Here is a 26,429-nt window from a genome sequence, read left to right as displayed (position 1 = left end):
TCTGACGAGAATGTTACATTCTCAAGATGAGATTTCTAAAGCGTACAAGACGCTGTGAAATTCATCAATTTTTTGGATCTCACCGAAGTGATTTCCCACTCACTCGTTGTTCAGTTTTCAAAGATCAATGTCTCGTTTTAGCTCTTCACCGCATCTCAGCGGCGACCTTTATAATATATCATACTGTTTCGTTATTTGGCAAGCTTTTTTTTCGAAAAAGTTATTTTTCAATTTATCTTGCCTGCAGCTTTCCTTGAAACAATCAAAAGGAGCGCGAGATATAATGTATCATGTCGGCTCCCGATTCGTCAAGCAATTCAGTTAATTAATTTTCCTCTAATTCTAAAAGGCCCTGCAGTTTAATGTTTGAACTGTGAAGAGCGCCCTCCCCAGGCATATTTGGACAGCTCTTTTTGCGGAGCGAAACGTGCATACATCCGGAATACCGTTTTATATCGATTGGCGATAGCATGTCTAATGTTCTGATCCAGACGCTGGTCACTCATATCCAGAAGCATCTCATCCAATTCTTTGCGCAGAACATAGTCCAGCTCCTTGCATTCTTTCTCATTGAACAGCATTCCCAGCATAAGCTTGGCCTCCTTCATGTATTTCTAAGTTATTAAGCAACATCAAATGCATTGTTCTGTTCCCGGAGCAGTCATTTGATGTGGAAGCTCTAATTAATGTACTTACACTTGATTAACCGGAGGATTGAGCCTATAACCATTATCATAAGAAAATTCCAGTTATGGCCTCTCTTTTTCTAAGCTGGCAATAGACCCAAATGTTTCGGCTTTACTGTTATGCACAAATCCCGGCAATTTTATGATAAAAGCCAAAATGTAATTGTACTCTCAATAATCGCTGCAACGAACAGCAGAATGACAATCCAGACCGATGCCGTCAGCGTCTGCCGCATAAAGTCCGGCCACCCGTTCGCCTCTCCCCCACTACGCCGCCCCGCTCTGAATAATGCTGACAGCCCCCTGCTGCCGAACTTCAGCCCGAAGGCGCAGGCAATGATGATGGCCGGAATCTCAATAATTCCATGCGGCAGCAGACCTTTTACAATCAGTGTGAACAGATCCTGACCCTGAATGGCATTCAGGTGAATGAGATACCCGATGACTGCTCCGTTAATCAATAGGAACAAGGCCGGCAAGATGCCAAACAACGCTCCCAGAAAAATAATGACTACACTCTTGATGCTGTTGTTCAGGAAAATGAATATGAAAAAGCTCAGCTGCGGATTGGAGGATTCTCTAAGATCCCCGCTGATCTGGCCCAGTCCCTGCAATTGCTGATAGAGCAGCTGCTGCAGATCCCCCGTACCGACCCAGCCTGCAATCCCTCCGGCGATGAACAGCAGAGCAGCCAGCAGCAGTGATGTGCGGATCGTTCCAAGGTCTTTAATAAAGGTTCTGAAAGATAACATGCGTACCTCCTGTATTCGATGGTGCTTCATAGGTATTTAGGTTGGTTGGATTCATATCTGAGGTCATAAGCTTCCGGTACGAGCATACATTTAGAACAAACAAGCATTTCGCTTGGGAGAGGAGCGCTGAGATTATGAATTCTTTTTATGTAATCAGCGGCAAAAAGATAAAACGGTTCCTGTACATCTTTGCTGCTGCGCTTCTGACCGCCGGCGTCGTGTATGTGGAGAGGGGCAACATCACTGTGTTCTCTGAAGCCGCCCCTTCCGCCATCTACAGTGTGCCGACGGAAAAGAAGCTGATTGCTCTAACCTTCGATATCAGCTGGGGAGAGAAGCGGCCTGAGCCGATCCTGAAGGTGCTGGAGGACAAAAAGGTGGATAAAGCAACCTTCTTCCTGTCGTCCCCCTGGAGTAAGACCCATCCCGACATCGTGTCAAGCATCAAGAACGCCGGGTTTGAGATCGGCAGCCACGGCCACAAGCATGTGAACTACAGCACGCTGAGTAACGAGGAGATTCGTACCCAGATCTCCACCGCCCACACGGTATTGACCGAGCTGACGGGCACACAGCCCAATCTGATCCGGATGCCTAATGGCGATTTTGACAAAAGAGTACTGCAGGTTGCCACAGACTTAGGCTACAAAGTCATTCAATGGGACACGGACTCACTGGACTGGAAGAACATAGGTGTGGATAATATTGTAAAGCGCGTGACAAGCAAAGCTCATCCCGGAGACATTGTACTTCTCCATGCCAGTGATTCCTGCAAGCAGACCCATGAAGCCTTACCGCAAATTATCGACCAGCTGCGCAGTCAAGGGTATGAATTCGTTACGGTATCTGAACTGCTGAGCCAGAGCAGCGCCGAAGGCAAGGAAGTCCGCGATTCTGCCTGGCTGGATGATGGTCTGGAAGACGCAGCCGGAATGTGATACGTCCCGCTTATCCGTGGCGCGGAGTGATCAGACTTGAAATATCAGGCGTTGGGGTGTTCAGCTTGGGATAACTGAGGTCAAGCCCCTCCAGCGTCTTCACCACAATCTTCAGCGCGAGATAGTTGCGGTACCAGCGGTGATTGGCCGGAACCCAATACCAGGGGGCTTTATCTATGCTGCTCTGTCGGAATACATCTTCATACGCTTTCTGGTAATCATCCCAGTATTCGCGCTCCTGCAGGTCACTGGCGTCAAATTTCCAGTGCTTCGCAGGGTCGTCGAGCCGCTCCTGAATCTTCTCGAGCTGCTTCTCCTTGGAGATGTGCAGGAAAAGCTTGATTACTGTCGTTCCCTCTTCAACCAGCATCTCCTCAAATTGGCGGATGTAGCGGAAGCGGCGCTGGACATCTTCTTTACTGATACTGCCGTGTACCCGGGGCACCAGCACATCCTCATAATGAGAACGGTTGAAGGCAGCAATATACCCTCTAGGCGGTGTCTTCATATGCACTCTCCACAGGAAGTCATGAGCCTCTTCCTCCAGGGAAGGCTTCTTGAAGCTGGTCACAATGAAGCCCTGCGGATTGATGCCGGAGAAAATATGCTTCACTGTACCGTCCTTTCCGCTGGAATCCATGCCCTGCAGAATAACAAGCAGGGAGTGCTTTTTCTGGGCAAACAGGATGTCCTGAAGCTCCGCTAAGCGTTCTTTTAGCTTCTCCATTTTCTCCTCTGCGTCTGCCTTGGATTTGAAGCCGCCGCGGTCATCGGGATCCAGGTCCTTCAGACGTGTTTCACTGGTGTCTTTTATCATATAGCGCTTGATACTCATATATTCCCTCCTCCGCTCTGTTCTTTAAGATTAACCGCTACAGCTTGATTCTAACCGTTATCGGCCGTGAATGCCAAAACCCCGACTCCCTGGTTCAATCCAGTGAGACGGGGTCTTTGCGCTTAAGGATATTTCAAGTTGAAGCCGGCTTCAGAATCCGGTGCAGCATCAGAATCTGGAAGGCATTGCAGGCGACGAGCGGAACCAGAATAAAGATGGTCGCGCTGTCTACGCCAATCCGCAGCACCCCGATAATCTCCACAATTGTAATGGCCGTCATGAAGAAAAAGGTTGGAATCCACGCCGAGGCATTGGTGCTGCGCACTTTGAACCAGGCTACAATAACGGCAGTCAGCAGAATCGCCACGCCCAGCGTCAGATCCGAGCCCATACTCCGCTCTCCGCTGACAAACGTCCGCAGGAACATCAGCTCAAATAGCGCCAGAACGGCCAGCGCCAGTTGTATGTACCGCCAAGCTTTTCGCGGAAATACCCCGATGCCCGTATAATTGAGAATCATATAGGCAAAAAAACCGAGCTGGGCGTATACGCTTACAAGCGCCCCATAGCCCAATAGGATCAGGGAGTAGAGAAAAAGATCTGCGGCGCCTTTGAATTCAATGCCGCCATTCCATAGCTGCAGGCCAAGACCGGCGATCACAGCCCCTCCTGCACCGATCAATAGCGTGGTCCAGAACAAATAAAACCATTTTCTTAAGCTCAGTCCTCTTCACCTCCCCGTGTCAGATTTATTTTACCAAGGTTACCGTCAAAAAACCATCAGGCCGCGACATAAATGTGCCTTCTGGCGGCATACTACATCCAAGTGATTCTATAAAGGAGGGCAGCGCCAATGAAATGGAGGGCTATATGGTCCGGCGGCTTGGCACTGGGCTTAATACTTGCCTTGACGGCGTGCGGTGGCGAACAGAGCAGTTCTTCTTCCGGACAAGTCGGATATAAGGAAATGAAGACGATGGTCGTCGATATATTGAAAAGCGATGAAGGCAAAAAGGCGGTTGAGGAAGCTCTCACCAGCCCCAGCTCGGAAGAAGGCGGAGGCGGCACTACCAGCGGATTAAGCATGAAAATGATGCCTATGCAGACGACAGAACAGATCCGCGTCGCTGTTAAGGATACCCTCACCACCCCCGAGTATCAGAAGGAAATCGAGAAAATAATGACTGACCCGCAATTCGCCGGGGAGTTCGCCAAAGCGATCAATTCACAGAGCAAGGAATTGCATCTTCAGCTGATCAAAGATCCTTCTTATCAGAAGTCGGTTGGAGAAATTATGAAATCGCCCGAAATGATGAAGATGTTCCTTGATCTTACGAAGACCTCCGACTACCGCAAGCAGTCCATGACAATTATGCAGGAGGCTATGCAGAACCCGCTCTTCCGTATGGAGGTGCTGGACCTGCTCAAGACGGTCGTCCAGGATGAGCTGCAGCCTAAGGTGGAGAAGAAGGATGCCGGTAAAGAAGGCGGAGGCGGTGAGGATAAGGGCGGAGGCGACAGCAAAAAACAGGAAGGCGGAGATGATTCCGGCTCCTAAATTTATAAGGCCTAGCCCGGAGAACGGGTTAGGCCTTATTGTGATGCATCGATTATTGCTCCAATTTGGCAATCAGCTTGTCTGCAATATCTGCAAATATCGCTCCGGTAGGTGTATCCGCCTTATATACCGACGGTGAGAAGTCCGGTTCGGAGATATGGTTGTCCGGGGCGCCAAGCGGCACCTGGGCCAGAAGCTCGGTATGAAGCGTCTCCGCCAGACGGGCTCCGCCCCCGCGTCCGAAGATGTAATCCTTCGTCCCGCAGGAGGAGCATTCGTAATAGGCCATATTCTCCACGACCCCAAGAATCTCATGCTCGGTCTGCAGCGCCATGGAGCCTGCTCTTGCCGCCACGAAGGCAGCGGTTGCATGAGGAGTAGTCACAATAATCTCTTTGCTGTGCGGCAGCATCTGATGCACATCCAGCGCCACATCACCTGTTCCCGGAGGCAGATCCAGCAGCAGGTAATCCAGCTCGCCCCAGCCCACATCGCCGAAGAACTGGCGCAGCATTTTGCCAAGCATCGGCCCTCTCCAGATCACCGGACTGTTCTCCCGGATAAAGAAGCCCATCGACATGACCTTCACCCCGAAGCGCTCCACTGGAATGATAGTCCCCTCTTCAACGATCGGACCTTCCTCAATGCCCATCATATCAGGTACGCTGAAGCCATAGATGTCCGCATCGATCAGGCCGACCTTTTTGCCTTGCCGGGCCAGAGCTACAGCCAGATTCACTGTCACCGTCGATTTCCCGACGCCTCCCTTGCCGCTGGCTACAGCGATGAATTTCACGCCTGAATTCTCATTCAGCAGCTCATGCCCCTCAAGGCCTGCTGCGTGCCCTTTGAGCTTGCCTGCTTGTTCCGGGTTGGGCTCGTCTCCGCCGCTCTCTCCGCGCAGCACAGCCCGCTCATAATCTGTAGCGTCCCGCAGCCGGATGTGGACATTATTTGCACCGCCTTCCGCCAGCAGATCACGGACCTGCTGCTCCAGCTCCATCCGTTCCTTCTCCCCGTTCTCCAGGCACACGATGGACAGCGAGATGCGGTCTTCTTTGACCATGATATCGCGGATTAACTGCAATTCGAGCAGGCTTTTTCCGGTTTCCGGGTCTGTGAGCGGCTGCAAAAGTTCCTGTATTTGTTCCCTGGTCAGCATGGAATGCACCTCTGTTCCTCTCCGGAGGAAGCTCCGGTATTTGCCTCTATTATAGCATTCCCGTTCGCGGGAAGAGTAGTCCCTCGCCCATGGCGCTATGGCTGCTCGGAGCTGTACCGCAGAATGCCCCTGTAAATGCTGGTTGCCACCTTCCGCTGATACACATCCTCCCCAAGCAAGAGTGACTCCTGAGGATGGGACAGGAAGCCTACCTCCACCAGCACGGACGGCATCTTTAACACTTTTAGCAGATAGATGGTGTTCGCGGTCTTGGCTACCCGGTCGGTATTCTCCAGCGTGGCCCGTAATTCACTCTGCACCCGTTCCGCCAGCGCCTTGTTCTGCCCGCTGCCCGGGTAATAGAAGGTCTGTGCCCCGCTCCAGCGGTTAGAGGGAATACTGTTCATATGGATGCTGACGAACAAGTCGGCCCCCTTCTCTTCAATGCTCCGCACCCGCTGCTTCAGATCCTCTGTCTTGCGCTTGGAATACCCCTTGGTGCCCTCTCCGGCCAGATCATAATCCCCTTCACGCGTCATCATCACAATGGCTCCTGCCTGCTGCAGATAATCGCGGAGGTATAGAGCCACGGAGAGATTAATATCCTTCTCAATCAGGCCTGAACGGCTTACCGCTCCGCCATCCGGTCCCCCGTGGCCGGCATCGATGGCAATGACCTTGCCCGAGAGCGGCAGGCTCCAATAATTGACCGTCCTGGCCGTCGGCATGTCATAGGCAATAATCCAGATCATCACCGCGAGCAGCACCGCGCCCAGGATGCCTTTTTTCATGCTGCTCCAAGAGATCCAGACCGAGAATTTACGCTGCTGCCCTCCAGACATCACAAAGACCCCCTCGTCCCGATAGATACTACTCATCTATATGGGACAAGAGGGCCAAATAGTACTGGCTATACTGCTTATTCGATTAGGACTTCACTGCGGCTTCCGGTGACATGCCCTCAATCAGAATCTGCGCCACTTCCGGGCGGGTGAACTCTGGAGGCGGGCACTGGCCGTCACGCAGCAGCGCACGCACCTTCGTTCCTGAGAGCGTCAGATGCTGGTCGCTTGGATGCGGGCAGGTTTTGCTGGAGGCCATGTTGCCGCACTTTACACAGAAGAAGCTATGCTCGAAGAACAACGGCGTAATGCCCAGCTCCTCAGCGGTGAAGTTAGCAAAGATCTCCTGGGCCTCATACGTGCCGTAATAATCACCAACCCCCGCATGGTCCCGGCCGACAATGAAGTGTGTGCAGCCGTAATTCTTGCGCACCATGGCATGGAAGATGGCTTCACGCGGTCCCGCATAACGCATCGCTGCCGGGAATACGCCTAAGAACGTACGGTCCTGCGGATAATAATTCTCCAGCAGCGCCAGGTAGCTCTTCATCCGCACATTAGCCGGAACGTCATCAGACTTCGTCTCCCCCACCAGAGGATTCAGGAACAGAGCGTCTACAACCTCCATTGCACACTTCTGGATATACTCGTGCGCCCGGTGTACCGGATTACGTGTCTGGAAGCCTACAACGGTTCTCCAGCCCTTCTCGGCGAATAGCCGGCGGGTCTCAGCGGGGTCAAAATAGAATTCAGAGAATTTCTCCGGCCGCGGCCGGTTAAGCACTGTTATAGGGCCCCCTACGTAGGTTGCAGGGCGGGCAAGTAATTTGCTGACTCCCGGATGCTCCGGGTCGGTGGTCTTGAACACATGCTGGGCTTCGATCTGCTGATCTACACTATAGATACTCTCAATATCGAGGAGTCCGTAAATTACGCCGTCCTCTTCACCTTTAAGGGCAACCTGGTCACCCGCTGCAAGCGTGGAAGCCAGTTCATCGCTGACAGCCAGCGTAACGGGAATACTCCATACCGTGCCGTCCGCCAGACGCATATTGGTAACTACCGAATGGTAATCCGCTTCGTTCAGGAATCCGGTGAGCGGCGAGAAGGCCCCCACCCCGATTAAATCCAGATCCGATAAAGTCCAAGTATTCAATGGGATAGATACACGGGATGATGCCTGCTTCAGCAGCTCTTCCCGCTCTTGCCCGGCAGCTACGCGCTGAATCAGTGTGCCTCCATGAGGCTGTATTGAAGTCATTCGGGTTCTCTCCTTCTGTATCGGGGCTGGTGAGCCTTATTTATAAGATTATTTATGCAGTCCGCATTCCGTCTTATCTGATCCGGACCATCTACCGGCGCGCGGATCTTCCCCAGGCATAACCGCACGGGTGCACTGCTCGCAGCCGATGCTCGGGAAGTTGCGGTCATGCAGCGGGTTATAGACTACGTCATTCTCGCGGATATAGTTCCACACATCCTCCGTGGTCCAGTCCGCAATCGGGTTAAACTTCACAAGCCCGAACTTGTTATCATATTCGATCTTCTTGGCGTTGGCCCGGGTTGGTGCCTGATCCCGGCGGATACCTGTGATCCAGGCGTCGTACTGTGAAAGAATACGGGTCAGCGGCTCCACCTTGCGGATCGCGCAGCACTGGTTCGGATCCGTGTTCCACAGCGCCTCTCCATACTGTGCCGCCTGCTCCTCCACGGTAATCTGCGGCGAGACCCTAACGAATTCCATACCGTATTTATCAGCCATAATATCTCTAGTCTCATAGGTTTCCTTGAAGTGATAATCCGTATCGAGATAGAACACATCGGTCGAGGGACTAACCTTCTGAAGCATATCCACCAGCACCACATCCTCCGCCCCGAAGCTGCAGGCAAAGGTTATATTCGGAAACGTCTCCACCGCCCAGCGGATGATCTCCTCCGGCCCGGCACCCTCCAGCTCTTCTGCTTTCACTCTGATTAAATCCTCTTTCTCGAGCAGGTTCATTATCTTTTCCTCCATCCGGATACAGCCAAGAGTAACCCTATGCAGATCAATCCCGACTAATTCTATATGATATAGTATATCCGATTACAGAGCGAAGTCAATGGGTTTTGTTCAATTTGGAAGAAAGTTGATGGGGTCAGTTGAAGTCATCCATCACACCTTGGGCAGATGTGCATATATATGGTATATACTTACATTATCGGAGGCTATGCGTATGAGTACGGTTTACCCTTATTGGTACCGGGTACAGTTCACCCCTGTATGGGCTACATCCGCCCAAGAAGCGCTTGAATCAATAAAAACTTCGGTTCAGGGAGAGCGGAATGATGAGCTGTTCTACAGCCAGCTGATTGACCTGGCCCCTAATCCTGAGCAGGCTCAGGTGATTGCATCGATCCGGGCGGATGAAAGACAGCATAACCAGATGTTTCGCCAGATGTACAAGGACTTGACCGGGCAGGACGTGACAGGAGGCAGCAGTGAAACTCCAGTCCCTGTTACATCGTATACCGCGGGCCTGCAGCAAGCCTTCCAGGGGGAGTTATCAGCTGTGGAGAAATACCGGAAGATCTGGTTCGGGCTTCCCTACGGAATCTACAAGGACACTCTGTATGGCATCATTCTGGATGAGCAGAAGCATGCGGCTAAATATAATAATCTGCTGCTGCACAACCTGGCTCCCCAGCCAAATAAATGACGAGTTTTGCTGCTCTGTTTCCCTTTTAGCCTACAGAACATAAACAAAGCTCCCGGCCAAAGGCCAGGAGCTTCTTTTCCTTGTGAACAAGGGAATATTAACGTTTCGAGAACTGAGGAGCGCGACGGGCAGCCTTGAGGCCATACTTCTTACGTTCCTTCATACGTGGGTCACGAGTCAGGAAGCCGGCTTTCTTCAGCGTACCGCGATATTCAGGGTCTACTTTGAGCAGTGCACGGGCGATGCCGTGACGGATTGCTCCAGCTTGACCGGAAATGCCGCCACCATGTGCAAGCACGATTACATCGTAGCTGCCCAGGGTTTCAGTCAGGTTCAAAGGTTGTCTTACGATCATTTTCAGTGTTTCTACACCGAAATATTCGTCCATCTCACGTTTGTTAATGACAATGCGTCCTTCACCCGGTACAAGGCGAACACGTGCTACCGAATGTTTACGACGACCTGTCCCATAGTATTGTACTTGTGCCATGAAACTGTCCTCCTCTATTCTTATCCGCGAAGTTCGTAAACTTCAGGTTTTTGTGCTGCATGTGGATGTTCAGCGCCTGCATATACTTTGAGTCTCAGCTTCATGTGATTGCCTTGACGAGTCTTAGGAATCATACCATGAACTGCGAATTCAATCATACGCTCAGGTTTGGTCTTGATCAGGTCTTCTGCAACAGTAACCTTCAAGCCGCCTGGGTGCATCGAGTGACGGTAGTATTTCTTGTTCTGCATTTTCTTGCCTGTAAGGTGAATCTTCTCAGCGTTGATAACAATTACGAAATCTCCAGTATCAACATGTGGAGTGAATTGCGGTTTGTGTTTGCCGCGGATCAGGGCAGCGGCTTCGCTTGCCAAACGACCAAGTGTCTTGCCTTCGGCATCAATAATGTGCCAATTGCGTTCAACTTCGTTCGGCTTCGCCATATAGGTGGTACGCATGAATGTTTCCTCCTTGTTCTCGTACGAAAATCATCTGTTTCGTATATCTTGTTTTGCCTTTGGATTACGATTTTGTAAGTTGAATTAGCTTGATTGGTTGGCATTTCCTTGATCGGGGCTGTGGGATAGCCATCAAGAAAACACAACTTTTATATTACAGCATAAAACCGATGAGCGCAAGTGATTTTTAACTTTCAGAGACACTATTTTGCGAAAAAATAGAAGTCTCCTCTTCAGTTAGCACACTCTCGTCATATTCCACACTCCAGAGCGCCAGACCCTTGGATACAGCCGTAGGTCCGGCCGCTCCGCGGTCACAAGCCGCAAGTATGACGGGGATCCGATCCGCGCTGATCTTGCCTTCCCCGACCTGCATCAGCGTGCCCATAATAATGCGTACCATATGCTGCAGAAAGCCGCTGCCGGTAAGATAGGTATGAATGACTCCCTGGTCGGGAGAGCCCGGACGGCACATGCTACGGTCCACTTCAATATACGCTTCAAAGATCGTCCGGACGTGGGAGGTCTTGGTAGAGTGTCTGGATGCAAAGGAAGTGTAATCGTGGGTACCCAGCAGCGCCGCCAAGCCCTGCTCCATCGCCTGAAGATCCAGCCTGCCCGGATGATGATGCTGCCAGCGCCGCTGGAAGGGGTCCGGGAACCGGTTGCCGTTGATCGTGTACCGGTAGGTTTTGCGTTTCGCCCCTCTGCGCGAGTGGAACGAGAGCGGCACCTCAGCGGCCTCAGTAACCACGATATCCTGCGGCAGCCTGGCATTCAGTGCCAGACACCAGCGCTCCAGCGGAATCTGGGAGGAGGTGATGAAGTTAAAGGGCTGGCCATACGCATGAACACCTGCATCTGTCCGTCCCGAGCCCGTTATTTTGAGCGTCTCGCCGGTCAAATGCAGAATGGCATGTTCCAGCTTGTCCTGAATCGTATTGCCCTGAGGCTGGGTCTGAAAGCCATCATAATGGGTCCCGTCATAATTGACTCTCATCAATAGATTGCGCATTTCATTCTCCTCTTTCAAAAAAAAAGAGCCCCGGCGGGAGCTCCTTCTACTCTATCCAAGGTGATTCCCGCGGTTATTTGCACAGCAGGGGGATTATGCCCTGCAGTACAATAACGTTAAACGTAGTGCGTACATCCGGAAATCAAGGCTTGTGAAACTACGCGCGGTCTACCAGTTCAAGATAAACCATAGGCGCAGCATCGCCACGGCGAGGTCCCAGCTTCAGGATACGGGTGTATCCGCCTGGACGCTCGGTGTAACGAGGAGCAATGTCAGAGAACAGTTTCTGGATTGCATCTTGTTCACCATCTACAGTCTCGCGACGAACAAATGCAGCTACTTGACGGCGAGCATGAAGATCGCCCTTTTTCGCTTTAGTGATCAGTTTCTCAGCGATGGAACGAACTTCCTTCGCTTTGGCTTCTGTTGTCTGAATACGTTCGTATAGGAACAGATCCGTTACCATATCGCGGAACAATGCTTTACGCGCGCTGGAATCACGGCCCAATTTTTGGTATGCCATTTTGTTTTCCCTCCTTCACTCAAGTCTCAAGTGCTACGACAAGCTATTCTTCTGTACGCAGTCCCAATCCAAGCTCCTCAAGCTTCTCTTGTACCTCTTCCAAAGATTTGCGGCCCAGGTTACGAACCTTCATCATATCTTCTTCAGTTTTGGTAGTCAGCTCTTGCACGGTATTAATACCGGCGCGTTTGAGGCAGTTGTAGGAACGGACAGAAAGATCAAGCTCCTCGATCGTCATCTCGAGTACCTTTTCCTTTTTGTCTTCTTCTTTTTCAACCATAATTTCGGCGTCTTTCGCTTCGTCCGTAAGACCTACGAACAGAACGAGGTGCTCGTTCAAAATTTTGGCTCCCAGGCTAACGGCTTCTTCCGGTCGGATACTGCCATCTGTCCAGATTTCCAGCGTCAATTTGTCGTAGTTGGTTACTTGACCGACACGGGTATTATCAATACCGTAATTCACACGTGAAATAGGGGTGTAGATAGAGTCAACTGGAATTACACCAATTGGCTGATCGTCGCGTTTGTTCCGGTCCGCTTGGACGTAGCCGCGACCACGGCCTGCAAAAATGCGCATGTGCAGTCTCGCGCCGGGTCCCAGCGTTGCAATATGAAGATCCGGGTTCAGGATCTCAACATCGCTGTCCGCACGAATATCACCTGCGGTAACGATGCCCTCTCCTTCAGCATCAATCTCGAACACTTTCTCTTCGTCCGAATGAATCTTCAGCGAGAGAGCTTTAAGGTTCAGGATGATCTCCGTCACATCTTCCATTACGCCGGGAACGGTCGAGAACTCATGCAGAACGCCGTCAATTTGGACCGAAGTCACTGCGGCTCCCGGAAGGGAGGACAGCAGAATCCGGCGAAGCGAGTTCCCCAGAGTCGTGCCATATCCACGTTCCAGCGGTTCAACTACGAATTTCCCATAGGTCCCATCCTCATTGGCTTCTACGGTCTCAATCTTCGGCTTTTCGATTTCTATCACGAGTGTACCCCTCCTTCAAACGTCGCTCCTATATGAAACAGTCACCCCATCAGGTGTATCATGTAGTATGCCTAAACACCTATTATTAGCAGATGCGTCAGAATTATACCACAATCACAATTCTGATTTCTACTAAACGCGGCGACGCTTCGGCGGACGGCATCCATTGTGAGGAACTGGAGTAACGTCTTTAATGAGGTTAACTTCTAGGCCGGCGGCCTGAAGGGAACGGATGGCTGCTTCGCGGCCCGCGCCCGGTCCTTTAACCATAACTTCTACAGACTTCATGCCGTGTTCCATCGCTGCCTTAGCGGCAGTCTCGGCTGCCATTTGCGCTGCAAATGGAGTCGATTTACGGGAACCTCTGAATCCTTGACCGCCGGAGCTTGCCCAGGAAATTGCATTTCCGTGAGGGTCCGTGATCGTAACGATCGTGTTGTTGAACGTGGAACGGATGTGTGCCACGCCAGACTCGATATTTTTCCGGTCGCGACGTTTGGTACGTACGACTTTTTTCGGTTTAGCCATTGTCTCTTCTCACCTCTTCTTATTTCTTTTTGTTTGCTACAGTGCGACGCGGGCCTTTACGGGTACGGGCATTGGTTTTGGTGCGTTGACCGCGAACAGGCAATCCACGACGGTGACGGACACCGCGGTAGCAGCCGATCTCAGTAAGACGCTTAATATTCAAGGAAATTTCACGACGCAGGTCACCTTCAACCTTAACCTCTTTGTCGATCGTTTCACGCAGTTTGCTGACTTCATCTTCCGTCAAATCACGGACACGTGTGTTAACGTCAATGCCTGTTTCATTAAGAATTTTCTGGGAAGTCGTTTTACCGATTCCGAAAATATAAGTCAAGGCGATCTCAACGCGTTTGTCACGTGGCAAATCCACTCCAGCTATACGAGCCATTACGCTACACCCCCTTCTTTAACCTTGTTTTTGTTTGTGTTTCGGATTTTCGCAAATTACCATAACAGTCCCTTTGCGGCGGATGACTTTGCATTTTTCGCAAATGGGCTTTACAGAAGGTCTTACCTTCATGTTAATTACCTCCTCAAAGTTCTGCGAAGCAAAACTTTTGTTGTAGTTCCCATCTATTTACGGTAAGTTATACGGCCTTTTGACAGATCATAAGGCGATAACTGCACGACCACTTTGTCCCCGGTCAGGATACGGATAAAGTGCATCCGCAATTTCCCGGACACATGGGCAAGTATCTGGTGACCATTCTCAAGCTCAACCTTAAATGTTGCGTTGGGCAACGGTTCAATAACCGTTCCTTCTACCTCAATGACATCTTCCTTAGCCACAGTTAGTCTCCTCTCTCCTTAGCACTTTTTCCAGCGGGCTGTCCGTACTTCATCACTGCAAACCGCAGCTTTCCGTTGGTGACCCGGCCGGTTTCTTCCAAACTGTCTACAATCTCACTGCTGATGAAGGGTATGAGCTCCAAATGCTGAATATTCTTCTTCTTTGGGCTGTCAAACTTGCGTTTGTCCCCGTCAGCAATGTATACAAATCTGCTATCCACAACTGCGATAACAACGGCAGCCTCTCCGGCATCCTTGCCTTTGAGAATTCTCACGATCTGACCAATCTGCGGGCTGCTCCCAGTATTCACGTGAAGATCACCTACGCATTCAGTTTTGTGAAAATCTCCATGCCGTCCGGCGTAACCGCCACGGTATGCTCAAAGTGAGCACACAGTGAACCGTCTACCGTAACGACCGTCCAGTTATCTTCCAGCGTTCTGACATACCGTTCCCCTGCGTTAACCATCGGCTCAATGGCGAGTACCATCCCCGGCTTCAGACGTGGTCCGCGGTCCGCTATGCCATAGTTCGGAATTTGCGGTTCTTCATGCAGTTCTGCCCCAATGCCATGGCCCACATACTCGCGGACTACGGAGAACCCCGCATCTTCGATGTATGCTTGGATGGCGTGGGAGATTGTAAACAGGCGCACATCCGGTTTGACTAACGCCAGGCCAGCGTAGAGAGAGCCTTCCGTAACATCCAGCAGACGCTGGGCTTCTTCGGAAATGCGGCCTACCCCGTAGGTCCAAGCGGAGTCCCCATGATAACCGCGGTACTCTGCACCGATATCCAGCGTCACAATGTCGCCTTCCACCAGTTTGCGTTTCCCTGGAAATCCATGCACCAATTGTTCGTTTACTGAAGCGCAAATGCTGGCAGGAAAACCGTTGTAGCCTTTAAAAGACGGCACTGCATCCTGACTGCGGATGTATTGATCAGCAATTCTGTCGAGCTCCCCGGTCGTTACACCTGGCTTGATAGCCTCAGCAATACGGCGGTGACACTCGGCAACGATTCGACCAGCTTCCCTCATGAAGACAAGTTCCTGTTCGGATTTACAGATGATCATTACATTAACCCCGCAGCATAGATACAATTTCAGAAGAAACGACATTGATTTCGTTTTCTCCGTTGACCTGACGCAAAAGACCTTTATCATCATAGAATGCAAGCAGCGGTGCTGTCTTGTTATCATACTCATCCAGACGCTTGCCTACACTCTCTTCGTTGTCATCCGGACGCTGATACAGCTCGCCGCCATCAATGTCGCAGATGCCTTCTTGCTTCGGCGGGTTGAAAATCAGATGGTAGGATGTTCCGCATACTGTGCAGATCCGGCGTCCCGTAAGACGTGCCATCAGCAATCCGCGGTCCACATTCAGGTTGATTACGTGATCCAGTGAAGTCCCGAGACGGCTCAGGATCTCTCCCAGCGCTTCCGCTTGCGAAAGGGTTCTTGGAAAGCCATCCAATAAGAAACCTTTTTCGCAATCGGACTGCTGCAGCCGTTCTTCAACGATTCCAATCGTCACATCATCAGGTACAAGCAAGCCTTGATCGATGTATGACTTGGCCTTCAGTCCGACCGGAGTTCCTTGCTTGATGGCCAAGCGGAAGGCATCACCTGTCGAAATATGCGGAATACCAAGTTCTTTGACAACCACTGAGGCTTGTGTTCCCTTGCCTGCCCCAGGAGGGCCCATGAATAGAATGTTCACGATTCTTTACTCCCCCCAAAAGTTCGACACCAAGCAAGAAACAGCACAATAGGTACCGGGAAGTCTAAGAATCCAGGTACTTCACCGGAACCTATCGCCTATTTATTGATGAAGCCTTTGTAATGGCGTTTGATCAATTGGCTCTCGATCTGCTTCATAGTATCCAGTGCAACACCGATAACGATCAGCAGTGCCGTACCGCCAATCTGTACTTGCTTCGGCAACCCGGACAACGAACCAAATAATACAGGCAATACAGAGATCAATGACAGGAACAGCGCACCAGACATGGTCAGACGCGACATTACTCTAGTCAGGTACTTTTCTGTAGCCTTACCTGGACGTATACCTGGAATGTATCCGCCATTCTTTTTCATATTATCAGCCATTTGCTGCGGGTTCATCTGGACAAACGTATAGAAGAACGTAAATCCGATGATCATCACCACATAAAGCAGCATCCCGAGCGGCTTGGTATGATCCAGATTAGCTGAGACCCATTTAGCCCAAGCATGGGTGGACCAGAAGCTCGATAACACAATCGGGAATTGAAGCAATGAAACGGCGAAGATAACAGGAATTACACCAGCCGCATTAATTTTAAGCGGAATATGTGTATTCTGTCCACCGTACATTTTGTTACCGACCACGCGTTTTGCGTATTGTACAGGGATTTTGCGGATACCTTGCTGAACAAAGATAACCCCGACAATAATCGCAACGATCACGACCAGAACAATAACGACTTTAAGAATATTCAGGAACATCTGATCCGGCTGGATGAAGCTTGATTGCGCTGTAGCCGTGATATATCCCGGAAAGGCGGCGACGATTCCCGCAAAAATCAGGATCGAGATCCCGTTTCCTATTCCCTTTTCAGTGATCTGTTCACCTAACCACATCAAGAACGATGTACCCGCCGTCAATATGATCGCGATAAGCAGGTAATCCGCAAAGGTTGCATTTGGAATCATCTCAGTGCCATAAATCCGGTTAAATCCGATAGATGTGGCAAACGCTTGAATCAAACCTAGCACGACTGTGCCGTAACGCGTAATTTGCGCCAGCTGCTTTTTCCCGTGCTCCCCTTGCTTTGCCCATTCGGCAAACTTAGGAACAACATCCATCGAGAGCAATTGCACAATGATGGATGCCGTAATGTACGGGTAAATGCTGATCGCAAAAATCGAGAAGTTTTTGAGCGCTCCGCCCGAGAAGGTGTTCAAAAGACCCATCAAAGCGTCTCCGCCCTGATTTGTTGATTCCAGCACTTCTTTGTTCACACCGGGAACCGGCACAAACGAACCGATGCGGTAAATGATCAGAACGAACAGGGTAAACAGGATCTTTTTGCGCAAATCTTCAACATGCCATATATTCTTAAGCGTCTTGAACATTAGATCACCTCGGTTTTACCGCCGGCAGCTTCGATTTTCTCTACCGCAGATTGAGAGAACTTATTTGCTTTGACAGTCAATTTAACAGCCAGTTCACCATTGCCGAGAATCTTGATGCCGCTCTTAGTGTTGCTGACAACACCAGTTTCAAGCAAAAGTTCTGGAGTTACTTCTGTGCCTTCAGCAAAGCTGTTCAGATCTTCAAGGTTCACAATCGCGTACTCTTTACGGGTAGGATTGATGAAACCACGTTTAGGCAGACGACGATAGAGTGGGTTTTGTCCACCCTCGAAGCCTGGACGCACACCACCGCCGGAACGGGAGTTTTGACCTTTGTGACCGCGGCCCGAAGTTTTACCGTTTCCGCTACTTGGTCCACGGCCCACGCGGTTGCGTTCTTTCCGTGATCCAGGAGCTGGAGCAAGTTCATGTAACTTCATCGTTTGCACCTCCTTATGTTTGTTAATGGTATACGAGGCGATTAGCCTTCAATTTCTGTAACGGACAGCAAGTGGCTCACTTTGTTGATCATCCCGCGAATTGCAGGAGTGTCGTTGTGAACCACGGACGAGTTGGTTTTGCGCAGGCCGAGCGTCTTAACAGTAACACGTTGTGTTTCTGGACGTCCAATTACACTGCGAACGAGGGTAATCTGCAACTTTGCCATTGACGTTCCCCTCCTTAACCGCGTAATTCTTCGACAGATTTGCCGCGAAGCTTCGCGACTTCTTCAATGCGCTTCAGGCGGGAAAGTCCCTCCAGAGTAGCATTGACCATGTTCATGGAATTCGAAGAACCCAGAGATTTTGTCAAGATGTCGCCAACGCCTGCCAATTCAAGTACCGCACGAACCGGTCCACCAGCGATAACGCCGGTACCTTCGGATGCTGGTTTCAGCAGAACACGTCCTGCGCCGAAATGACCAGTAACCAGGTGAGGAATCGAAGTCCCTACGATTGGAATGTGGATCAGGTTTTTCTTGGCGTCTTCAATGCCTTTACGGATGGCATCCGGAACTTCTCCGGCTTTACCGATACCCGCACCGACATAACCGTTGCCGTCGCCCACAACAACAAGTGCGCTGAAGCTGAAACGGCGTCCGCCCTTTACAACTTTTGCAACACGGTTAATGTGTACAACTCTTTCTGTCAGTTCTAAACTGTTCGGATCTACACGCAAGTCGTTAACCTCCTTTTAAGAATTATTCTAGAATTCAAGACCAGCTTCGCGGGCTGCGGTTGCCAGAGCCTGAATCCGTCCATGGTACAGGTATCCACCGCGGTCAAATACTACCGCTGTATGACCCTTTTCTTTGGCGCGCTCAGCGATCAGTTGACCAACTTTGCTTGCAGCTTCAACGCTGCCGCCATTTCCGATTGTAGCACTCAGCTCTTTATCCAGTGTGGAGGCAGATACGATAGTAACGCCTGTCACGTCATTGATCAGTTGAGCATAGATGTGTTTTGAAGAACGGAATACGTTCAAACGCGGACGCTCAGCAGTACCCTGGATTTTTTTACGAACACGCAGGTGTCTTTTGAGACGGGCCTTGTTTTTATCCTCTTTTGTAATCATGACTTCCCTTTCACTCCCTTCAGTTTGCCGTAGACAGCTTCACTTTAAGATGCACGGGGTATCTTACAATTAAGGTAGAGCTGGTTATTTCTTCTTACCAGCTTTACCTTCCTTGCGGATGATACGCTCGCCTTCGTATTTGATACCTTTACCTTTGTACGGCTCAGGTTCACGTACAGAACGGATCTTGGCAGCATAAGCGCCAACGCGTTCTTTGTCGATCCCTTTAACGATGATCTTCGTGTTCGCAGGAACCTCGAACTCGATACCCGCTTCCGGTGTAATTTCAACCGGGTGGGAGTAACCAACGTTCAGTACGACTTTATCTCCGGATTTGCTTGCACGATATCCGACCCCAACCAGCTCCAGAGATTTCGAGAAGCCTTCAGTCACACCACTCACCATGTTGCTGACAACGGAGCGGGTTGTGCCGTGAAGTGAACGATGCAGTTTGTTGTCCGACGGGCGAACAACAGTGATTTCGTTATTTTCAACTGTAATCTTCATGTCTTTATGAAGCTCACGAGTCAAAGTGCCTTTAGGACCTTTTACTGTAATAACGGCGTTGTTCAATGTAACATCTACACCGCTAGGTACTGCGATTGGTTTGCGACCAATACGAGACATGTGTTGCACCTCCTTATCTTGTGACGTTTATTACCAAATGTAGCAGATAACTTCTCCGCCCGATTTTGATTGACGAGCTTCCTTATCGGTCATAACTCCCTTAGATGTGGAGATAATCGCGATTCCCAGACCGCCAAGTACACGAGGAACCTCGTTGCTCTTCGTGTAAACGCGCAGACCTGGTTTACTGATTCTTTTCAGACCGGAGATAACGCGCTCCTGGTTCGGGCCGTATTTCAGGAAAATACGGATAATCCCCTGTTTGCTATCTTCAACGAATTCAGCATCACGGATGAAGCCTTCGCGCTTCAGGATGTCCGCGATTTGTTTCTTCATAGTAGAAGCAGGCATTTCTACTGTCTCGTGACGCACAGTGTTGGCGTTACGAATACGAGTAAGCATATCTGCAATAGGATCAGACATAGTCATGTGTGTAAACCTCCTTCCCGTTTATAAGCTTCTTACCAGCTTGCTTTCTTCACGCCAGGGATCTGGCCTTTATACGCTAATTCGCGGAAACAAATTCTGCAAATTTTGAACTTTTGCAGTACCGAATGTGGACGACCGCAACGCTCGCAACGTGTATAGGCACGTACTTTGAACTTAGGCTCGCGTTGTTGTTTAACTTTCATTGAAGTCTTTGCCACTTAGACTGACACCTCCTAAACAGTTTCGGAGAAATGGATGATGCTTATTTTGTGAAAGGCATTCCCAGCTGATTCAGCAGCTCACGGGATTCCTCATCCGTCTTTGCAGTCGTTACGATAACGATGTCCATACCGCGGACCTTATCTACCTTGTCATACTCGATTTCCGGGAAGATCAATTGCTCTTTCAGACCCAGTGTGTAGTTACCACGGCCGTCAAAGGCTTTGCTGGATACACCACGGAAGTCACGAACGCGTGGAAGCGTTACGTTGATCAATTTGTCCAGGAAGTAATACATACGCTCGCCGCGCAGTGTTACTTTAACCCCGATCGGCATATTTTCGCGCAGTTTGAAACCGGCGATGGACTTTTTAGCTTTAGTGATAACCGGCTTTTGGCCAGAGATCAATTGCATATCATTTACTGCAGCATCAAGTACTTTAGAGTTCTGAACCGCGTCACCCACACCCATGTTGATGACGATCTTCTCGATCTTCGGTACTTGCATAACAGTAGTATAGTTGAACTTCTGCATCAGGGCAGGAGTAATTTCATTCAAGAAACGTTCTTTCATTCTTGCTGTCATGAAGCTTTACCTCCTTTCATTAGGACTGTATTAGTCGATAATCTCGCCGGATCTCTTAGCTACCCGAACTTTCTTACCGTTATCAAGCACTTTATAGCCGATGCGTGTTACTTTTCCGCTCTTCGGATCAATGTGCATTACGTTGGACACATGGATCGAAGCTTCCTGTTCGATGATTCCGCCCTGCGGATTCAGCTGGTTAGGCTTCTGGTGTTTTTTCACCATGTTCACGCCTTCTACCAGAACGCGGTTTTCACGGGGATAAGCAGCGATGACACGGCCTTTTTTACCTTTGTCCTTCCCGCTGATCACAAGCACCACATCATCTTTTTTCACGTGCAGTTTATTGTTATGGGATTCCAGAACTTTTTTCACTCTAGGCATTGATTACACCTCCTATAACTGACCTTCTCATGTAGAACCCGTACGAATACGGATGGTTTAGATAACTTCCGGTGCCAAGGAAACGATCTTCATGTAGTCCTTGTCGCGAAGTTCGCGGGCTACTGGTCCGAAGATACGTGTTCCGCGCGGGCTTCTGTCGTCTTTAACAACAACAGCTGCATTCTCGTCGAATGCGATGTAAGATCCGTCTTTACGGCGTACCGAACGTTTTGTACGAACAACTACCGCTCTAACAACATCACCTTTTTTGACAACGCCGCCTGGTGTTGCTTGTTTAACGGAACAAACGATCAGATCGCCGATTGCTGCTGTACGGCGTCCAGTACCACCCAGTACGCGGATACACATCAGTTCCTTCGCACCAGAGTTGTCAGCCACATGCAAACGTGTAAATGGTTGAATCATTATTAATTTCCTCCTTCCGGAAAGGGATCAGCTTCTAGTCTTAGATGATAACCGCTTTTTCTACCACTTCAACCAGTCTCCAGCGTTTGTCTTTCGACAGTGGACGAGTCTCCATGACTTTCACGACATCACCAATTTTAGCTACATTCTCTTCATCATGTGCCTTGAATTTCTTCGTAGACTTGATGCGTTTGTGGTACAGATTGTGCTTTTTATAGGTTTCAACAGCAATTACGATGGTCTTATCCATTTTGTCGCTGACTACTTTACCGATCAGCACTTTACGTGCATTACGTTCTTCACTCATAGTTAGCCTCCTTCCTGATTACGGATTACGAATCCGCCGTCACTTAACTGATCCCAAGAACTCTTTGATGGATAACGGTTTTAGCACGAGCTATTTCCTTGCGCACATCACGAATCCGAGTCGGGTTATCCAGTTGGCCAGTAGCCAATTGAAAACGGAGATTGAAAAGCTCTTCCTTGAATCCGGCGATCTTCTGTTCAATCTCGGCAGTGGTTAAGTTGCGAAGTTCATTAGCTTTCATTTGCTTCACCACCCAATTCTTCACGTTTCACAAACTTAGTCTTTACAGGCAGCTTGTGAGCGGCAAGACGCATCGCTTCACGAGCGATTTCTTCCGACACGCCTCCGAGTTCGAACATAATCTTGCCCGGTTTAACTACTGCTACCCACTTCTCAACGTTACCTTTACCACTACCCATACGAACCTCGAGAGGCTTCTGAGTAATTGGCTTATCCGGGAAAATCTTGATCCAGACCTGACCGCCACGTTTGATGTAACGTGTCATCGCGATACGTGCAGCTTCGATCTGACGGTTAGTGATCCAGGATGGCTCCAGAGCCTGCAGACCGAATTCGCCGAAGTTCAGCTCGGTTCCGCCTTTTGCCATACCCTTCATGTGACCGCGCTGTTGCTTGCGGTGTTTAACGCGCTTTGGTACCAACATGATTAGTTGCCTCCTTCCTGAGCAGCTTGTTTCTTAGCTGGGGGAAGAACTTCTCCACGGTAGATCCATACTTTTACGCCGATACGGCCGTAAGTTGTATGAGCTTCAGCTGTTCCGTAATCGATATCAGCACGAAGCGTATGAAGTGGAACTGTTCCTTCGCTATAACCTTCTGAACGGGCAATCTCAGCACCGCCAAGACGTCCGCCAACTTGTGTTTTGATACCCTTTGCGCCGGAACGCATAGTTCTCTGAATCGCTTGCTTCAGTGCACGGCGGAACGATACGCGACGCTCCAGCTGTTGTGCAATGCTCTCAGCAACAAGAATTGCATCCAGTTCAGGGTGTTTAATTTCGTTGATGTTGATGTGTACTTTTTTGCCGCTGGCGATCGCTGTAACTTCGCTGCGCAGTACTTCAACTTCTGCTCCGCCTTTACCGATTACCATACCTGGCTTGGCAGTATGAATCGTAACATTCACTCGGCTTGCCGCTCTTTCGATCTCGATGCGGGAAACAGAGGAATCCTTCAATTTGCCTTTAAGGTATTCCCGGATTTTGACGTCTTCCATTAAAAGAGTACCGAAATCTTTGCCTGCATACCATTTTGATTCCCAATCGCGAATAATACCGACTCGGAGTCCGACTGGATTTACCTTTTGACCCACGTGTTATCCCTCCTTATTTCTCAGATACCACCAAAGTAATGTGGCTGGTACGTTTATTGATCCGGCTTGCACGGCCCATGGCGCGTGGACGGAAACGTTTCATTGTTGGACCCTGGTTAACGAAAACTTCGCTTACGAACAAGCTGTTTACGTCCATAGAGTAGTTATGCTCAGCGTTCGCAATCGCCGAGTTCAGCAGCTTCTCAACAACCGGAGAAGCGGACTTCGGAGTGTGGCGAAGAATTGCAATAGCTTCCCCCACTTGCTTGCCGCGAATCAAGTCAACAACCAGTTTCGCTTTACGCGCAGAAATCCGCACCGATCTTGCATGTGCTTTTGCTTCCATTGTTTTCCCTCCTCTCAAACAGAGACGTTAATTATCTTCTGGTTTTCTTATCGTCACCCGCGTGGCCTTTGTAAGTACGTGTTGGCGCGAACTCGCCCAACTTGTGACCTACCATATCTTCCGTTACGTATACAGGCACGTGCTTACGGCCGTCATATACACCAAACGTATGTCCGATAAACTGAGGGAAAATGGTTGAGCGACGGGACCAGGTTTTAACGACAACTTTCTTATCTGCCGCGTTCAGTTCCTCAACTTTTTTCAGCAGGTAGCCATCAATGAACGGCCCCTTTTTTAAACTGCGACCCATGTGTGAATCCTCCCTTCATCCGGTTCTTCAAACCGCGAATCGACGCTTCGCGCTAGCTTAACTTGCCTGAAGCGTCTTATTTTGTGCGGCGGCGAACGATATATTTATCAGATGCTTTGTTCTTCTTACGCGTCTTGTAGCCGAGGGTTGGTTTGCCCCAAGGAGACATTGGCGATTTCCGTCCGATTGGAGCGCGGCCTTCACCACCACCGTGCGGGTGATCGTTAGGGTTCATGACAACACCGCGTACTTCAGGACGGCGTCCCAGCCAGCGGCTGCGTCCGGCTTTACCAATCTTGATCAGTTCGTGATCTTCGTTACCAACGGATCCGATAGTTGCACGGCATACGCTGAGAATTCTGCGAACTTCACCGGAGTTCAGACGAACGGATACGTATTTTTCTTCTTTACCGAGCAATTGAGCTTCTGTACCGGCTGCACGAACCAATTGTCCGCCTTTGCCTGGCTTCAACTCAATGTTGTGGATAACTGTACCCACAGGGATGTTGGCGAGCGGAAGGCTGTTACCGATTTTGATGTCAGCAGCAGGGCCGGATTCGATTTTATCCCCAACTTTAAGGCCTTTAGGAGCGATGATGTAACGTTTCTCTCCATCAGCATAGTTGATCAATGCGATATTGGACGTACGGTTCGGGTCATACTCGATTGTAGCAACGCTACCTGGTATGCCGTCTTTCGTCCGTTTGAAGTCGATAATACGGTATTTACGTTTGTGTCCGCCGCCGTGGTGACGAACCGTAATTTTACCTTGGTTGTTGCGTCCCGCATGCTTGAACAGCGGAGCGAGCAACGATTTCTCAGGCTGGTTTGTTGTGATTTCTTCAAACGTAGACACGGACATAGCGCGTCTTGCCGGAGAGGTCGGTTTGTACTTTTTGATTGGCACTGTAGTTCCCTCCTTACTTTAAGAGTATTATTCTACCGCTTCAAAGAATTCGAGCGGCTTGCTGTCCGGGCTGAGCTTAACGATGGCTTTTTTCCATTCCGGAGTGTATCCGGAGTATTTGCCGTAACGTTTCAGCTTGCCAGGTACGCGCATTGTGTTCACACTAACGACTTTAACTTTAAAAATAGCCTCGACAGCTTTTTTGATTTCGGTCTTGTTAGCACGAATATCCACTTCAAAAGCGTACTTCAGTTCGCTCATGTATTCGGATGTGCGTTCCGTAATCACAGGTCGCTTAACAATATCACGAGGATCTTTCATTACGCGAACACCTCCTCTACCTTCAGAACTGCATCTTTAGTGATGATCAGTTTGTCGTACAGCAGTACGTCAAGAACATTGATGCCATCAGCCGCTACGAATTTCACCCCAGGGATGTTACGAGCGGAAAGAGCCACATTGTCATCATAGCCAGGAGCTACAATCAGGGCTTTGCTGCCTACTTTAAGATTGTTCAGAATCGCTGCGAATTCTTTCGTCTTCGGAGCATTCATAGTCAGGCTATCCAATACGATGATGTCATTCCCGAGAACTTTCGAGGACAACGCGGATTTGATGGCCAACCGGCGAACTTTCTTAGGCAGTTTCCAGGAATAGCTGCGTGGTGTCGGTCCGAAGACTACGCCGCCGCCTTTCCATTGTGGAGAACGAATGGAGCCTTGACGGGCACGACCTGTACCTTTTTGCTTCCAAGGCTTACGTCCGCCGCCACGCACTTCAGAGCGTCCTTTGACTTTGTGAGTACCGCGACGAAGGGAAGCTCTCTGCATCAGTGCAGCTTCATGCAGCACATGTGTATTCGGCTCAATACCGAACACGGAATCACTCAGTTCAACTTCGCCAACTTCGTTACCACTAGTATTAAAAAGTGTTACTTTTGGCATTTCATGTTCCTCCTTTCTTCAGTCGTTATTTCTTAACGGTTTCTTTAACTTTCACGAAGCTGTTCTTAGGGCCTGGGATAGCGCCTTTAACCAGCAATACATTACGTTCTACGTCAACCCGGATGATTTCAAGTCTTTGAACCGTTACGGTCGTGTGACCCATATGTCCTGGCAGGCGTTTGCCCTTAGGAACACGGTTAGCCTGAATGGAACCCATCGAGCCCGGTCTTCTGTGGTAACGCGATCCGTGTGCCATTGGTCCGCGGCTTTGTCCCCAGCGTTTGATGTTACCCTGGAAGCCTTTACCCTTGGTCGTACCTGTTACGTCAACAAATTCACCTTCGGTGAAGATGTCAGCCTTAAGCTCTTGTCCAACCTCGAGGGACCCGAGGTCAACACCGCGAATTTCGCGAACGTAGCGCTTAGGTGTTGCATTTGCCTTTTTGGCGTGACCCTGTTCAGGCTTGTTGGAGCGGCTTTCTTTCTTATCGGAAAAGCCCAACTGCACTGCTTCATATCCGTCGATATTCAGGTCTTTCTTTTGCAGTACCACACAAGGACCCGCTTCGATAACCGATACAGCGATCACGTTACCTTCTGGAGTAAACACTTGAGTCATACCGAGTTTTTTTCCTAAGATACCTTTCATGTT

Annotated in this window: 44 protein-coding genes; 3 read left to right on the top strand and 41 right to left on the bottom strand. The window is 49.9% G+C overall.

The window, feature by feature from the left end:
- Positions 1-359: 359 nt before the first annotated feature.
- Both K1558_RS30255 and K1558_RS30250 read right to left on the bottom strand, forming a co-directional pair.
- Positions 360-590, bottom strand: coding sequence for a hypothetical protein (locus K1558_RS30255; protein ID WP_036692450.1), 231 nt, complete (start codon positions 588-590; stop codon positions 360-362).
- A gap of 236 nt (positions 591-826) precedes the next feature.
- Positions 827-1,438 carry a stage II sporulation protein M gene (locus tag K1558_RS30250; protein ID WP_238655680.1) on the bottom strand — a complete coding sequence of 204 codons (612 nt, stop codon included), beginning with the start codon at positions 1,436-1,438 and terminating at the stop codon, positions 827-829.
- Between the two features lie 134 nt (positions 1,439-1,572).
- On the opposite strand from K1558_RS30250, the gene pdaB reads away from it, so the two are divergent.
- Entirely contained in the window at positions 1,573-2,376 is an 804-nt protein-coding gene (gene pdaB / locus K1558_RS30245; RefSeq protein WP_238655679.1) for a polysaccharide deacetylase family sporulation protein PdaB, read from the top strand.
- Between the two features lie 10 nt (positions 2,377-2,386).
- Here the strand turns inward: pdaB and K1558_RS30240 are convergent, their stop codons facing one another.
- Both K1558_RS30240 and K1558_RS30235 read right to left on the bottom strand, forming a co-directional pair.
- Complete coding sequence (locus tag K1558_RS30240) at positions 2,387-3,211, bottom strand: PPK2 family polyphosphate kinase (RefSeq protein WP_238655678.1); 825 nt, start codon at positions 3,209-3,211, stop codon at positions 2,387-2,389.
- A gap of 133 nt (positions 3,212-3,344) precedes the next feature.
- Positions 3,345-3,935, bottom strand: coding sequence for a KinB-signaling pathway activation protein (locus K1558_RS30235; RefSeq protein ID WP_238655682.1), 591 nt, complete (start codon positions 3,933-3,935; stop codon positions 3,345-3,347).
- Between the two features lie 129 nt (positions 3,936-4,064).
- Between K1558_RS30235 and gerD the strand changes: the two genes are divergently transcribed.
- Complete coding sequence (gerD, locus tag K1558_RS30230) at positions 4,065-4,769, top strand: spore germination lipoprotein GerD (protein WP_238655677.1); 705 nt, start codon at positions 4,065-4,067, stop codon at positions 4,767-4,769.
- A gap of 52 nt (positions 4,770-4,821) precedes the next feature.
- Here the strand turns inward: gerD and K1558_RS30225 are convergent, their stop codons facing one another.
- The 4 genes from K1558_RS30225 to K1558_RS30210 form a co-directional block, all read right to left on the bottom strand.
- Positions 4,822-5,931, bottom strand: a complete 1,110-nt coding sequence (locus tag K1558_RS30225) for an Mrp/NBP35 family ATP-binding protein (RefSeq protein ID WP_238655676.1) — start codon at positions 5,929-5,931, stop codon at positions 4,822-4,824.
- Positions 5,932-6,026: 95 nt separating this feature from the next.
- Positions 6,027-6,773 (bottom strand): N-acetylmuramoyl-L-alanine amidase CwlD, encoded by a 747-nt coding sequence (gene cwlD, locus K1558_RS30220; RefSeq protein ID WP_238655675.1) that lies wholly within the window; start codon positions 6,771-6,773, stop codon positions 6,027-6,029.
- Positions 6,774-6,858: 85 nt separating this feature from the next.
- Complete coding sequence (gene sat, locus K1558_RS30215) at positions 6,859-8,034, bottom strand: sulfate adenylyltransferase (RefSeq protein WP_238655674.1); 1,176 nt, start codon at positions 8,032-8,034, stop codon at positions 6,859-6,861.
- A 48-nt stretch (positions 8,035-8,082) separates the two neighbouring features.
- Positions 8,083-8,775: a phosphoadenylyl-sulfate reductase gene (locus tag K1558_RS30210; RefSeq protein ID WP_238655673.1), complete on the bottom strand. Its 693-nt coding sequence runs from the start codon at positions 8,773-8,775 to the stop codon at positions 8,083-8,085.
- A gap of 214 nt (positions 8,776-8,989) precedes the next feature.
- Between K1558_RS30210 and K1558_RS30205 the strand changes: the two genes are divergently transcribed.
- Positions 8,990-9,472 (top strand): ferritin-like domain-containing protein, encoded by a 483-nt coding sequence (locus K1558_RS30205; RefSeq protein ID WP_238655672.1) that lies wholly within the window; start codon positions 8,990-8,992, stop codon positions 9,470-9,472.
- Positions 9,473-9,569: 97 nt separating this feature from the next.
- Here the strand turns inward: K1558_RS30205 and rpsI are convergent, their stop codons facing one another.
- The 33 genes from rpsI to rplC all read right to left on the bottom strand — a co-directional run bounded on the left by rpsI (position 9,570) and on the right by rplC (position 26,426).
- The gene (gene rpsI, locus K1558_RS30200) at positions 9,570-9,962 is read right to left on the bottom strand and encodes a 30S ribosomal protein S9 (protein ID WP_238655671.1); all 393 of its coding nucleotides are present in this window, start codon (positions 9,960-9,962) and stop codon (positions 9,570-9,572) included.
- Positions 9,963-9,982: 20 nt separating this feature from the next.
- The gene (gene rplM / locus K1558_RS30195) at positions 9,983-10,420 is read right to left on the bottom strand and encodes a 50S ribosomal protein L13 (protein ID WP_036692430.1); all 438 of its coding nucleotides are present in this window, start codon (positions 10,418-10,420) and stop codon (positions 9,983-9,985) included.
- A gap of 187 nt (positions 10,421-10,607) precedes the next feature.
- Positions 10,608-11,435, bottom strand: coding sequence for a tRNA pseudouridine(38-40) synthase TruA (gene truA / locus K1558_RS30190; protein WP_238655670.1), 828 nt, complete (start codon positions 11,433-11,435; stop codon positions 10,608-10,610).
- A 157-nt stretch (positions 11,436-11,592) separates the two neighbouring features.
- Positions 11,593-11,958, bottom strand: coding sequence for a 50S ribosomal protein L17 (gene rplQ / locus K1558_RS30185; RefSeq protein WP_019908254.1), 366 nt, complete (start codon positions 11,956-11,958; stop codon positions 11,593-11,595).
- Between the two features lie 43 nt (positions 11,959-12,001).
- Positions 12,002-12,946 carry a DNA-directed RNA polymerase subunit alpha gene (locus K1558_RS30180; RefSeq protein ID WP_238655669.1) on the bottom strand — a complete coding sequence of 315 codons (945 nt, stop codon included), beginning with the start codon at positions 12,944-12,946 and terminating at the stop codon, positions 12,002-12,004.
- A gap of 132 nt (positions 12,947-13,078) precedes the next feature.
- Positions 13,079-13,474 (bottom strand): 30S ribosomal protein S11, encoded by a 396-nt coding sequence (gene rpsK / locus K1558_RS30175; RefSeq protein ID WP_062520357.1) that lies wholly within the window; start codon positions 13,472-13,474, stop codon positions 13,079-13,081.
- Positions 13,475-13,493: 19 nt separating this feature from the next.
- Positions 13,494-13,862, bottom strand: a complete 369-nt coding sequence (gene rpsM / locus K1558_RS30170) for a 30S ribosomal protein S13 (RefSeq protein WP_036721817.1) — start codon at positions 13,860-13,862, stop codon at positions 13,494-13,496.
- Positions 13,863-13,880: 18 nt separating this feature from the next.
- Positions 13,881-13,994, bottom strand: coding sequence for a 50S ribosomal protein L36 (gene rpmJ, locus K1558_RS30165; protein ID WP_003322638.1), 114 nt, complete (start codon positions 13,992-13,994; stop codon positions 13,881-13,883).
- A 53-nt stretch (positions 13,995-14,047) separates the two neighbouring features.
- The gene (gene infA, locus K1558_RS30160) at positions 14,048-14,263 is read right to left on the bottom strand and encodes a translation initiation factor IF-1 (RefSeq protein ID WP_018753971.1); all 216 of its coding nucleotides are present in this window, start codon (positions 14,261-14,263) and stop codon (positions 14,048-14,050) included.
- 2 nt (positions 14,264-14,265) lie between these two features.
- On the bottom strand, positions 14,266-14,574 hold the full coding sequence (locus tag K1558_RS30155; protein ID WP_238655668.1) for a KOW domain-containing RNA-binding protein: 309 nt from the start codon (positions 14,572-14,574) through the stop codon (positions 14,266-14,268).
- 11 nt (positions 14,575-14,585) lie between these two features.
- Positions 14,586-15,338 carry a type I methionyl aminopeptidase gene (map, locus tag K1558_RS30150; protein ID WP_238655667.1) on the bottom strand — a complete coding sequence of 251 codons (753 nt, stop codon included), beginning with the start codon at positions 15,336-15,338 and terminating at the stop codon, positions 14,586-14,588.
- A gap of 4 nt (positions 15,339-15,342) precedes the next feature.
- Positions 15,343-15,987: an adenylate kinase gene (locus tag K1558_RS30145; RefSeq protein ID WP_238655666.1), complete on the bottom strand. Its 645-nt coding sequence runs from the start codon at positions 15,985-15,987 to the stop codon at positions 15,343-15,345.
- A gap of 98 nt (positions 15,988-16,085) precedes the next feature.
- Entirely contained in the window at positions 16,086-17,384 is a 1,299-nt protein-coding gene (secY, locus tag K1558_RS30140; RefSeq protein ID WP_238655665.1) for a preprotein translocase subunit SecY, read from the bottom strand.
- Positions 17,384-17,824 (bottom strand): 50S ribosomal protein L15, encoded by a 441-nt coding sequence (gene rplO / locus K1558_RS30135; RefSeq protein ID WP_238655664.1) that lies wholly within the window; start codon positions 17,822-17,824, stop codon positions 17,384-17,386. The genes secY and rplO overlap by 1 nt, the downstream gene beginning before the upstream one ends.
- Positions 17,825-17,865: 41 nt before the next feature.
- Positions 17,866-18,051 (bottom strand): 50S ribosomal protein L30, encoded by a 186-nt coding sequence (rpmD, locus tag K1558_RS30130; RefSeq protein WP_019908243.1) that lies wholly within the window; start codon positions 18,049-18,051, stop codon positions 17,866-17,868.
- Positions 18,052-18,065: 14 nt separating this feature from the next.
- Positions 18,066-18,563 (bottom strand): 30S ribosomal protein S5, encoded by a 498-nt coding sequence (rpsE, locus tag K1558_RS30125; RefSeq protein WP_036652980.1) that lies wholly within the window; start codon positions 18,561-18,563, stop codon positions 18,066-18,068.
- A 27-nt stretch (positions 18,564-18,590) separates the two neighbouring features.
- On the bottom strand, positions 18,591-18,959 hold the full coding sequence (rplR, locus tag K1558_RS30120; RefSeq protein WP_238655663.1) for a 50S ribosomal protein L18: 369 nt from the start codon (positions 18,957-18,959) through the stop codon (positions 18,591-18,593).
- A gap of 84 nt (positions 18,960-19,043) precedes the next feature.
- The gene (gene rplF, locus K1558_RS30115) at positions 19,044-19,586 is read right to left on the bottom strand and encodes a 50S ribosomal protein L6 (RefSeq protein ID WP_238655662.1); all 543 of its coding nucleotides are present in this window, start codon (positions 19,584-19,586) and stop codon (positions 19,044-19,046) included.
- 30 nt (positions 19,587-19,616) lie between these two features.
- Positions 19,617-20,015: a 30S ribosomal protein S8 gene (gene rpsH / locus K1558_RS30110; RefSeq protein ID WP_238655661.1), complete on the bottom strand. Its 399-nt coding sequence runs from the start codon at positions 20,013-20,015 to the stop codon at positions 19,617-19,619.
- Positions 20,016-20,047: 32 nt separating this feature from the next.
- Positions 20,048-20,233 carry a type Z 30S ribosomal protein S14 gene (locus tag K1558_RS30105; RefSeq protein WP_036589425.1) on the bottom strand — a complete coding sequence of 62 codons (186 nt, stop codon included), beginning with the start codon at positions 20,231-20,233 and terminating at the stop codon, positions 20,048-20,050.
- A gap of 44 nt (positions 20,234-20,277) precedes the next feature.
- A complete protein-coding gene (gene rplE / locus K1558_RS30100; RefSeq protein ID WP_238655660.1) occupies positions 20,278-20,820 on the bottom strand; it encodes a 50S ribosomal protein L5 in 543 nt (180 codons plus the stop codon).
- A 30-nt stretch (positions 20,821-20,850) separates the two neighbouring features.
- Positions 20,851-21,204, bottom strand: a complete 354-nt coding sequence (gene rplX / locus K1558_RS30095; RefSeq protein WP_019908235.1) for a 50S ribosomal protein L24 — start codon at positions 21,202-21,204, stop codon at positions 20,851-20,853.
- 57 nt (positions 21,205-21,261) lie between these two features.
- Positions 21,262-21,630, bottom strand: coding sequence for a 50S ribosomal protein L14 (rplN, locus tag K1558_RS30090; RefSeq protein ID WP_036680556.1), 369 nt, complete (start codon positions 21,628-21,630; stop codon positions 21,262-21,264).
- A gap of 40 nt (positions 21,631-21,670) precedes the next feature.
- On the bottom strand, positions 21,671-21,937 hold the full coding sequence (gene rpsQ, locus K1558_RS30085; protein ID WP_036692400.1) for a 30S ribosomal protein S17: 267 nt from the start codon (positions 21,935-21,937) through the stop codon (positions 21,671-21,673).
- A gap of 43 nt (positions 21,938-21,980) precedes the next feature.
- Complete coding sequence (rpmC, locus tag K1558_RS30080) at positions 21,981-22,178, bottom strand: 50S ribosomal protein L29 (RefSeq protein WP_019908232.1); 198 nt, start codon at positions 22,176-22,178, stop codon at positions 21,981-21,983.
- Positions 22,168-22,602 (bottom strand): 50S ribosomal protein L16, encoded by a 435-nt coding sequence (rplP, locus tag K1558_RS30075; RefSeq protein ID WP_020427064.1) that lies wholly within the window; start codon positions 22,600-22,602, stop codon positions 22,168-22,170. Before rplP ends, rpmC begins: the two co-directional genes overlap by 11 nt.
- A 2-nt stretch (positions 22,603-22,604) precedes the next feature.
- Positions 22,605-23,270: a 30S ribosomal protein S3 gene (rpsC, locus tag K1558_RS30070; protein WP_238655659.1), complete on the bottom strand. Its 666-nt coding sequence runs from the start codon at positions 23,268-23,270 to the stop codon at positions 22,605-22,607.
- Positions 23,271-23,283: 13 nt separating this feature from the next.
- The gene (rplV, locus tag K1558_RS30065) at positions 23,284-23,616 is read right to left on the bottom strand and encodes a 50S ribosomal protein L22 (protein WP_019908228.1); all 333 of its coding nucleotides are present in this window, start codon (positions 23,614-23,616) and stop codon (positions 23,284-23,286) included.
- Between the two features lie 31 nt (positions 23,617-23,647).
- Positions 23,648-23,926 carry a 30S ribosomal protein S19 gene (gene rpsS / locus K1558_RS30060; RefSeq protein ID WP_019908227.1) on the bottom strand — a complete coding sequence of 93 codons (279 nt, stop codon included), beginning with the start codon at positions 23,924-23,926 and terminating at the stop codon, positions 23,648-23,650.
- A gap of 76 nt (positions 23,927-24,002) precedes the next feature.
- Positions 24,003-24,833 (bottom strand): 50S ribosomal protein L2, encoded by an 831-nt coding sequence (rplB, locus tag K1558_RS30055; RefSeq protein ID WP_238655658.1) that lies wholly within the window; start codon positions 24,831-24,833, stop codon positions 24,003-24,005.
- A 27-nt stretch (positions 24,834-24,860) separates the two neighbouring features.
- Positions 24,861-25,154, bottom strand: coding sequence for a 50S ribosomal protein L23 (rplW, locus tag K1558_RS30050; RefSeq protein WP_238655657.1), 294 nt, complete (start codon positions 25,152-25,154; stop codon positions 24,861-24,863).
- Entirely contained in the window at positions 25,154-25,777 is a 624-nt protein-coding gene (rplD, locus tag K1558_RS30045; RefSeq protein ID WP_238655656.1) for a 50S ribosomal protein L4, read from the bottom strand. Before rplD ends, rplW begins: the two co-directional genes overlap by 1 nt.
- 25 nt (positions 25,778-25,802) lie before the next feature.
- Positions 25,803-26,426, bottom strand: coding sequence for a 50S ribosomal protein L3 (gene rplC, locus K1558_RS30040; protein ID WP_238655655.1), 624 nt, complete (start codon positions 26,424-26,426; stop codon positions 25,803-25,805).
- Positions 26,427-26,429: the final 3 nt, after the last annotated feature.

It is taken from the genome of Paenibacillus piscarius, from assembly GCF_022234545.1.
Classification (GTDB): domain Bacteria; phylum Bacillota; class Bacilli; order Paenibacillales; family Paenibacillaceae; genus Paenibacillus_AQ; species Paenibacillus_AQ piscarius.
Note: the sequence above shows the minus strand (reverse complement) of the source record. Positions and strands in the feature narration are given on the sequence as shown.